At 52.7% G+C, this 338-nt stretch carries 1 protein-coding gene; it reads right to left on the bottom strand.

The genetic code is table 11. The features are described 5' to 3' along the window. Nucleotides 1–25: 25 nt before the first annotated feature. Nucleotides 26–310, bottom strand: coding sequence for a hypothetical protein (locus HMPREF2958_RS04715; RefSeq protein ID WP_004006372.1), 285 nt, complete (start codon nucleotides 308–310; stop codon nucleotides 26–28). Between the last annotated feature and the right edge of the window lie 28 nt (nucleotides 311–338).

Below are 338 nucleotides of genomic sequence, written 5' to 3'. Positions count from 1 at the left end.
TGAAAACTTGGTTGTTTTCTGTGTCTTATGCGCCGCCGCCTGCTTGGAAGATGTCGGTAGCGATCTTCTGCAGCTGTTTGTTCAGCTCGGTGAGGTCCTGAGATGCTTTCTGCAGGGACTGGTGAGTGTGAGGCCAAGTCTCATTACGGAAGGTAGACGCTAGAGGACCGTCCCAGTTATTGGGATCAGAAAGCTGCTGGCCTTCGTTATTGAGAGCGTTGATCTGCTCGGTGAGTCCACCGGTGATGATGCTCTGAATTTTCTGGATGGCATCTTTGGCGGCTTGGGAACTAAGGACGCGATCGCTCATGGGCGTTTCCTTTCACGTGGTTGGGTTC

The sequence above is a fragment of the Rothia sp. HMSC036D11 genome, assembly GCF_001814205.1.
Lineage (GTDB): Bacteria > Actinomycetota > Actinomycetes > Actinomycetales > Micrococcaceae > Rothia > Rothia dentocariosa.
The sequence above is the reverse complement of the archived record's forward strand: the minus strand, read 5'-3'. Positions and strand labels throughout refer to the sequence as shown.